Source organism: Candidatus Eisenbacteria bacterium, assembly GCA_016235265.1.
GTDB lineage: Bacteria > Eisenbacteria > RBG-16-71-46 > RBG-16-71-46 > JACRLI01 > JACRLI01.
In genome coordinates this window covers 161065-169191 of sequence record JACRLI010000015.1, presented here as the reverse complement: position 1 = coordinate 169191, position 8127 = coordinate 161065, and the positions used below count along the sequence as shown (strand labels likewise).

The 8127-nt window shown below is 71.3% G+C and carries 8 protein-coding genes; all 8 read left to right on the top strand.

The genetic code is table 11. From position 1 onward, the window contains the following. The first annotated feature begins 28 nt into the window (after positions 1-28). The 8 genes from HZB25_08910 to HZB25_08875 all read left to right on the top strand — a co-directional run bounded on the left by HZB25_08910 (position 29) and on the right by HZB25_08875 (position 8109). Positions 29-2920, top strand: a complete 2892-nt coding sequence (locus HZB25_08910) for a tetratricopeptide repeat protein (protein ID MBI5837352.1) — start codon at positions 29-31, stop codon at positions 2918-2920. Between the two features lie 294 nt (positions 2921-3214). Then, on the top strand, positions 3215-4054 hold the full coding sequence (locus HZB25_08905) for a flagellin (GenBank protein MBI5837351.1): 840 nt from the start codon (positions 3215-3217) through the stop codon (positions 4052-4054). 207 nt (positions 4055-4261) lie between these two features. After that, positions 4262-4621: a flagellar protein FliS gene (locus tag HZB25_08900; protein ID MBI5837350.1), complete on the top strand. Its 360-nt coding sequence runs from the start codon at positions 4262-4264 to the stop codon at positions 4619-4621. 22 nt (positions 4622-4643) lie between these two features. Next, positions 4644-6044: a flagellar filament capping protein FliD gene (fliD, locus tag HZB25_08895; protein MBI5837349.1), complete on the top strand. Its 1401-nt coding sequence runs from the start codon at positions 4644-4646 to the stop codon at positions 6042-6044. A gap of 24 nt (positions 6045-6068) precedes the next feature. Further along, positions 6069-6434 carry a flagellar protein FlaG gene (locus tag HZB25_08890; protein MBI5837348.1) on the top strand — a complete coding sequence of 122 codons (366 nt, stop codon included), beginning with the start codon at positions 6069-6071 and terminating at the stop codon, positions 6432-6434. Between the two features lie 67 nt (positions 6435-6501). Continuing rightward, entirely contained in the window at positions 6502-6753 is a 252-nt protein-coding gene (locus HZB25_08885; protein MBI5837347.1) for a hypothetical protein, read from the top strand. Positions 6754-6815: 62 nt separating this feature from the next. Further along, positions 6816-7136 carry a flagellar biosynthesis anti-sigma factor FlgM gene (locus tag HZB25_08880; protein MBI5837346.1) on the top strand — a complete coding sequence of 107 codons (321 nt, stop codon included), beginning with the start codon at positions 6816-6818 and terminating at the stop codon, positions 7134-7136. 109 nt (positions 7137-7245) lie between these two features. After that, positions 7246-8109 (top strand): HDOD domain-containing protein, encoded by an 864-nt coding sequence (locus tag HZB25_08875; GenBank protein MBI5837345.1) that lies wholly within the window; start codon positions 7246-7248, stop codon positions 8107-8109. Positions 8110-8127 lie beyond the last annotated feature (18 nt).

The window sequence follows — 8127 nt, the reverse complement described above, 5'->3', positions numbered from 1 at the left end:
GCCGCCGCGCGCATCGAGGAGGAACACCGTGCCCGAGGTCCGGCTTTCGCTGTGCATGATCGTCAAGAACGAGGAGGTCCACATGCGCGAGTGCCTCGCGATGGCCTCCGAGTTCGTGGACGAGATGATCGTCGTGGACACCGGCTCCACCGACCGCACCGCGCAGATCGCGAGGGACGCCGGCGCGCGGGTGTCCGGGTTCGCGTGGACCGGCGATTTCGCCGCCGCACGGAACGCGTCGCTGGCGCAGGCGACCGGGGACTGGGTGCTGTACCTGGACGCCGACGAGCGCATCGACTTCTTCAACGGCGCGCGGCTGCGCCGGTTCCTGGAAAATGCCGATGAGTACCTCCCGGCGATGTGCCTGCGGATCGAGAGCGAGGCCCGGCACCGCCATTCCGGAGTGTGGCTGTCCCACTACTATCCCCGCGTCTTCCGCCGCCTCCCGGGAGTGCGCTTCGAGGGAGCGCTCCACGAGCAGGTGATCGGGCCGGACGGGCCCCTGGCGGCGGCGGCCCAGCGCGTCCCGGTGGTGATCCGCCACCTCGGTTACGCCGACCCGCAGCGCGAGCCGGCCCGCCGCGCGCGGAACCTGGCCATCGTGGAGGAGGAGGCGCGGCTGCGCTCCGACGATCCCATGGTGCAACGCAACCTCGCCAACGCGCTGATGGCAATGGGCGAGTACGAGCGCGCCCGGGGCCTGTTCCGCAGGCTGCTCGAGGCGCCGCTGCCAGCGGAGTTCCTGCAGCAGGCGCACTGGAACCTGTGCATCTGCGCCCTGGAGACGGGGCGAAACGCCGAGGCCCTGGAGGCGATCGGCGAGGACGACCGGACGCAGTGCGGGATGTTGCTGCGGGCGGAGGCCGCCCGCCGCTCGGGCGACCCCACCCGCGCGGCGGAAATCCTGACCTCGCTGCTGGAATCCCCGCCCCCGCCCAGCGACGCGGTGATGGACTTCCACGCCGAGCCGGTGCACGTGCGCGTGCAGCTGGCCCTGTGCGAGCGGATCCGCGGCTACCCGGCGCGCGCCCGCGCCCACCTGGAGGCGGCGCTGCGCCTGCAGCCCAACTCCGCGGAGGCGCTGCTGGAGTTGGCGTCGCTGGATGAGGTGGCCGGGGAGCTGGAGAGCGCCCGGGCCCACCTGGAGAAGGCCACCCGGCTCACACCGCACCTGCCCGAAGGGCACCTGGCCCTGGCCCGCGTGCTGATGGGGCTGGGCCGGCCCCACGAGGCGCGCGCCGCGCTGGCGTCGGGCGCGGCCCACGTGCCGGGAAACGCCGAGCTGCTGCGGTTGCAGGAGACCATGGACGAGGATGAGCTGGTCTCCGGCAGCCGCGTCACCGGGGCGGACCTGAGCGTGTGCATGATCGTGCGGGACGCGCGGCCTTCGCTGGAGCGCGCGCTGGCCAGCGTGCGCGGCGTGGCTGATGAGATCGTGGTCGTGGACACCGGCTCGGTGGACGGCACGCCCGACCTGGCCCGCGCGATGGGCGCCGCGGTGATCACGACCACCTGGGACGATGACTTCTCCGCGCCGCGCAACCTGGCGCTGTCCCACGCCCGGGGCCCGTGGGTGCTGGTGCTGGATGCGGACGAGGAGCTGGACCCCGATTCCGTGGACGAACTCCGGGCCCTGCTCCGCGGCGGGCGCTGGGACGCGGCCGAGGTGGTGATCGCCAACCGCATGCGCGACGGCGAGGCGGTGAGCGGGGTGTCCCACCATTACTGCCGCGTGTTCCGCAAGCTCCCGGGCGTGGCCTTCGAGGGCCGGGTGCACGAGCAGGTGCTTCCCTCGCTGGTGCGGGGGGGGGCGCGGCTGGCGCGGAGCAACATCCGCATCCTGCACGCGGGTTACGGCCTGGACGCGCAGACGCTGCGCGTCAAGCAGGAGCGCAACCTGAGACTGCTGCACCGGGAGATCGCGGAACGTCCGGGGGACCGGTTCCTGTTGTTCCATCTGGGCGTGACCCTCTTCGCGCTGGGACGCAACGCCGACGCGGTGATCCCGCTGGAGGCCTCGCTGCACGGGCGCTCGCTGCCGCCCGAGGCCCTGTCGCTGGCGCACGTCAAGCTGGCGCAGATCGCGCTCGCGGAGGGCAACCGGGAGACCGCCCGCTCCCACCTGGACGAGGCCGAGGCCGCCCGCCCGAACAGCGCGCTGGTGACCTACCTGCGCGCGGGCATCGAGTTCATGGGGCGCGACTACCAGGTCGCGGCGGAGTTGCTGGGGAGGCTGCTGGCCTCGGGACAGGGCCTGGCATGCGAGGAGAGCCTGGACGAGGGCCCGCTGCGCCTGGACCACGGAAACTGCCTCTACTACCTGGGCCGCTTCGGGGAGGCCGTGCGCGAATACATGCGCGCGGCGGAACTGCAGCCGGAGTCCGCGCTGGCCCGCTACAACCTGGGCAACGCCCTGTACCAGTCGGGACGCTACGGCGAGGCCCTGCAGTCCTTCGACCGCGCCCTGTCGCTGGACCCGGGTCTTCAGCCCGCGCGGCACAACGCGTGGCAGTGCACGCTGCGGATCGCCGAGCAGATGGAACGCGAGGGGCGGGACCTGGAGCTGGCCGCGCTGGGCGTGGTCGGGGCGCCGCGGGAACTGCGCACGCGCGTGGCGGCCGCCCGGATCCGGGCCCACCTGCCCGGCGAGGCGCTGGAATTGCTCGAGGAGCTCTTCCGCGAGGACAGCGGCGACCCGCACACCGAGTTCCTGCGTGCGGTGGCGCTGCGGGAAGCGGGGCGCGTGGCGGAGAGTCTCAAGGTGTTCGAGAGGCTCACGCCCCAGCACGCTTCGGACGCGCAGCTGCTGTCGCAGTACGCCCTGGCGCTGCTGGCCGCGGGGCGCGAGGACGAAGCCGCCGGGGCGTACGAGCGCGCCCTGGCCGCGGATCCCTCGCTGGCCGGGCGGGCAGCCGCCTGATTGCGCCGGCGCCCGCCGGATTGGCCGGGCGCCCACCACGAGGCCGGTCGGAGGGTGCGCGCGGGCCCGGCACCGCGGTCCGCCGGCACTTCCCGCACCCCGGCGGCGCGCCGGGGTCCGCCCGGCTAAAGTTCCTGCGAGTAATGCCGAAAACCCAGTCCAGACGGTTGGATCCCCGGTGAGGAGCTCGGCCCGGCGATGGGATCCCCGAACGCAGAGGGATCTTGCGAGACCCTCGGGTATGGAAACCCGCTTCGCCACGGATGGTGAAGCACCACAAGGAGTCATCTCCCAATGGCGTCTTCGGACATTTCACGGATCCGGTCCAACATCCAGAGCTTGAACATCCTGCAGGCCCTGCGTGGTGTGAGCCGCGACCTGGCTGTCCACCAGCTGCGCCTGGCGACCGGAAAGCGGATCAACGAGGCCGGTGACGACCCCGCGGGTCTGACCATCGCCAGCAAGCTGGACATCCGGAATCGTAACCTCAACCAGGTGATGGACAACCTGGGTGAGGCGAAGAACCTCATCGGCGTCGCCGAGGGCGGCCTCGAGAAGATGAAGGACGTGCTCTCCGAGATGTCGTCCAAGATCCTGAAGGCGGCCTCGGACTCCCTGGGCACCACCGAGCGGCAGGCGATCTCGGCGCAGCTGACCCAGCTGACGAACGAAATCAACAGCATCGCCAGCGACACCTCGTTCAACGGTGTGTCCCTGCTGGCGAGCGCGGTGACCTTCACCTTCCAGACGGGCGAGGGCAGCCAGACCGCCTTCACGTCGGGCAACTACTCGGCGACCGCGCTGGCGATGACGCAGATGAGCGGCCTCACCTCGGGCACCGTCATCAACAGCAGCAACTACTCCACGTACCTGCAGGAAGTGACCTCCGCGCTGGCCACGGTCAACTCCGGCCTGACCACCGTGGGATCGCTGACCAACCGGTTCACCGTCAAGGAAGACGTGATCGCGGTGGCCATCACCAACACCGAGGCGGCCTACAGCCGAATCATGGACGCCGACGTGGCCCACGAGCAGATGCTGGTGGTCCGCGACCAGATCCTGCAGCAGACGTCCACGTCCGTGCTCGCCCAGGCGAACGTGAACTCGCAGGCGCTGCTGGCCCTGTTCCGCTAGGCCGGGACCGGGCCTGGGATCCCTTCTTTGAGGATCCCGTGACGAATCCGTGCGCCCGGCGGGGGCCGAAGGGCCCCCGCCGGGACCGCCGGAAACCCGGAATCACGGACCCGGGATGGGAAGCCCGGGGAAGGGAAACCGGGGATGAGAGACCCGGGATGAGGTCCCGGGATCAACGGAAGCAACACCAACGCAGCGAGGCCCCCTTTGCCGTCGAACCTGGACTCCAGCAGCCGCCGTTACGTCGAGCACGACCTCCTGAGCCGCAACCCGCAGGAACTCGTGCTCGCGGCCTACGACCTGGGACTGAAGGGCTGCCGCAAGCAGGACCGGTCGCTGGTGCGCGACGTGCTCACCGAGCTGATCGCGGCGCTCGACTTCAACCAGCCCGTCGCGGGCAACTTCCTGGTGCTGTACGACTACGCCCTGCGCGAAGTCCGGGAAAACCGCTTCGAGCAGCCCGAACGCATCCTCTCCTGCCTCCGCGACGCGTGGAAGCAGGCGATGGAAGAGAGCCGCCACGCGGCCCTGACCGGCAAGGAAGCCGGAATGTCCACCGCGGCCTGACGCCGCGGGGGGAGGAAGCACCATGGCCACCACGTCCAGCGTGAGCTCCACATCGGGGGGCAAGTTCGCCACCCAGATCGAGCAGCTCCTGCAGCTGGAACGCGGCCCGATCAACAAGCTGATCGCGCGCCGCTCCCAGCTGGACGTGACGCGTGGCATCCTCAGCGACATCGGGAAGATGCTCTCGGACCTGCGCACGGCGGTGGACGGCCTGCGCGGCACCGGCACGCTCTCCCCGCTGCTGGGCTTCAGCGTCACCAACTCCAACGCCCAGGTGGTCAGCGCCACGGCGGCCGCGGGCGCGGCCCGCGGCACCCACCAGGTGACGGTCACCGAGCTGGCCCAGTCGCACATGCTGGGCAGCGGCAGCTTCAACAAGTCGGCCACCGACTTCGCGGCCGGCGACTACGCCTTCGACATCACGGTGGGCGGCACGACCACCCGCATCCAGGTGACCCTGGGCGCGGGGCTCAGCGACGACACCGCGCTCTCGACGATCGCGCAGGCCGTGAACGCGGCCGGCATCGGCGCCAGCGCCTCCGTGATCACCACCGACGCCGCCGCCGGCACGCGCCGGCTGGTGCTGCAGTCCACCAAGACCGGCGTGGAGAACCTGGTCGCCAACGTGGCGGACGCCACCGGCGGCCTGGCGGCCCAGCTGGGCATCCAGGGGGCCTCCACGTCCTCCTCGTACTCGGCGGCCACCATCCAGCAGGCCAGGGACGCGGCCTTCAACCTGGACGGGCTCGACCTGTCGTCGGCCAGCAACCAGGTGGCCAACGTGCTCTCCGGGGTCACGCTCACGCTCAACGCGAAGAGCGCCACCCCGGTGAGCTTCACGGTCGCCGCCGACGGCACCGCCACGCGGAAGGTCGTGGACGACTTCATCACCAAGTACAACGCCGTGCTGGGCTACGTGCGGGCCAAGAGCGCCATCTCCGATGACGGCAAGACCCGCGGCCCGCTGTCCGGAAACAGCTCGTTCGGTTCGCTGCGCGGCGACCTGCGCGACATCACCGGCGGGCGGGTGGACGGAGTGTCGGCCGGCGCCCCGGCGGGGCTGTACGACCTGGGCATCGACGCGGCCCAGGACGGCACGCTCTCGGTCACCGACGAAAGCAAGCTCGCCGCGGCGCTCGACGCCAACCCGGCGCAGGTCGTGGCGGTATTCGCGGGAAGCAACGGAGTCGCCTCGCGGCTCTACACCCTGGTCGACGACTTCACCTCAACCGGCGGCAGGCTTCGCCTCGAGACCCGAGCTCTCGACGACCTGTCCGCTTCACTCGACGCCAGGAAGGCGGGATTGGAAGATCGCCTGGATCGCAGGCGGAAACAGCTCGTGGCGCAGTTTGCCCGACTTCAGGATCTTGCCAACTCGCTGGCAGACCGGCAGTCACAGCTGTCCAGTTTGACGGGCGGTTAGGCGCCCGTGCCAAGAGAGGACGGCATGAGCTCGATCGAACCACTCAAGCCCGGAACCCCGATGCCCACGACGTGGGACAGCGGGGCCGTGGCGGAACCGGCGTCCGGCGACGGAACGCATGATGCCGGCACGACCCGCGCGCCGGTCCGGCCCCACGTGATGGGGCAGGCTCCGGAGGGCGGCGAGAAGCAGCCCGGTCCCACCCCGGTGGGCACGCGGGTGATGTTCAGCGTGGACCAGCAGTTGCGGGAGACCATCATCCGCGTGGTGGACAAGGACAGCGGCGACGTGCTGCGCCAGATCCCCACGGACGAGGCCCTTCGCATCCGGCGCGCCTACGCCAAGGAACAGGAGAAGGAACCCGACACGGGCGAGGGCGGCGTTGCCTGAGACTTCCCGCCACCCGGCCCGTGAACTGTTTGATTCCGCCCGGCGCCTGAGGTCCGCTCTCCGGAGCATGGACTTCCAGGCCGCCGCGCGGGCGGGCGCCGAGTGCGATGAGCACGTCCGGGCCCTCCGCGCGGCCGGCGCCCCGGCCCCGGAGCCGAGGCGCTGGGCCGAGGCGGCCACCCGGATGCTCGCGCTCTGCCACCGCGCCGTGGTGACGGAGCAGGACCGGGTGGCCCGCGAGCTGGAATCGCTGGAGATGCAGGAGCGATGCGCTTCCCGGTACGCGGGAAAAGACCCCGTGCGCCGGCGCAGCGCCTGAAGCCGAAGCCGAACCCGACACTCACCGCACCCGCGGGCGCGAGCGCCCGGGAGAGAGCCAGCATGCCGATTCCGCCGATCGACCGGTTCCGAGCCGCCGAGGGAAGCCAGCCCCCGCGCAAGGCTTCCGCCAGCGACGCCTCCCGCAAGCCGGACCGGCCGTCCTCGGACGAGATTGACATCTCCGAGGAGGGCCGCGACCAGCTGCGGGTGCACGAGGCCGTGGTGGCCGTGAAGCGGGCGGCGGCGGACGTGCCGGATGTCCGGGAGGAGCGGGTGCAGCAGGCGCGGCAGCGCGTCCAGGAGGGCTACTACGAGCGTCCCGAGGTCCGGGGCTCCATCGTCGAGGCCCTCCTGAGCGCGTTCCGCAAGCCGGCCCACTAGGACCGTGCGCGGAACCGGAGCACCCGGCCGAGCCGGTGCGGGGCGCCCCCGGGGCGCCTGAAAGCCAGAGTCTCCTTCACCAGGCCCCCGGCCTCGGAGAGTTCCCCGAATGCTACTCGCCGAACTCCAGCAGAAGGTGGAGCGCACTCCCAATCTGCCGTCGCTCCCCGTGGTGGTCACCAAGATCATCGCGGCGGTGGACGACCCCAAGTCCTCCGTGTCGCGGCTCAACGAGCTGATCAGCCAGGAGCCGGCGCTCGCCGCCCGGATGCTGCGCCTGGCCAACTCCGCGTACTTCGGCCGCCGCAACGGGATGGTCTCGCTGCCCCAGTGCGCCCTGGTGCTCGGCTTCAACACCATCCGCAGCCTGGCCCTGTCCGCCTCCGTGCACCGCATGATCGCGGGCGCGGGGGCGAAGACGTTCCAGCCCCAGGAGTTCTGGCGGCACTCGCTGGGTGTGGGCGTGGGCGGCCGGGTGCTGGCCCGCGCGGTGGGCCGCGACAGCGAAGCCGCGATGTCCGCGGGCCTGGTCCACGACCTGGGCAAGCTGGTGCTCGACGTGGTGGCCACGGTCGAATACGAGGAGGCCCTGGCGTCGGCGAAGGAGCGGCAGAACTCCGCGTCCGACGCCGAGCGGGAGTTCCTGGGTGCCTCGCATGGCGAGGTGGGTGGATGGCTGGCGACCAAGTGGAAGCTCCCCGACGTCATCGTGGCGGCCATCACTCACCACCACTCACCCGCCGCTGCGGACGCGCAGCACCAACCGCTGGTGCACCTGGTGGCGCTGGCGGATTCCCTGGCCCACGCGCTGGACGCGGGCCGGGCCGCGGCGGACGTGGACGCCACGCTGTGGCAGGCGGCCACCGTGCCCTTCGAGCGCGCGGCGGACCTGGCCGTCGAGTTCCAGAAGGAATGGAAGCAGGCGGAGGAAGTGATGGGCACGCCGGACGCGGAGGTCCCGCAGGCCGCCTGACGGCCCGCGGGGGAGGGC

What these genes read in the sequence shown, in the direction of transcription:
- HZB25_08880 (MBI5837346.1), top strand. Translation starts at nt 6,816, where the DNA reads ATGCCGATTCCGCCGATCGACCGGTTCCGAGCCGCCGAGGGAAGCCAG.
- HZB25_08890 (MBI5837348.1), top strand. Translation starts at nt 6,069, where the DNA reads ATGAGCTCGATCGAACCACTCAAGCCCGGAACCCCGATGCCCACGACG.
- HZB25_08905 (MBI5837351.1), top strand. Translation starts at nt 3,215, where the DNA reads ATGGCGTCTTCGGACATTTCACGGATCCGGTCCAACATCCAGAGCTTG.
- fliD (MBI5837349.1), top strand. Translation starts at nt 4,644, where the DNA reads ATGGCCACCACGTCCAGCGTGAGCTCCACATCGGGGGGCAAGTTCGCC.
- HZB25_08875 (MBI5837345.1), top strand. Translation starts at nt 7,246, where the DNA reads ATGCTACTCGCCGAACTCCAGCAGAAGGTGGAGCGCACTCCCAATCTG.
- HZB25_08885 (MBI5837347.1), top strand. Translation starts at nt 6,502, where the DNA reads ATGGACTTCCAGGCCGCCGCGCGGGCGGGCGCCGAGTGCGATGAGCAC.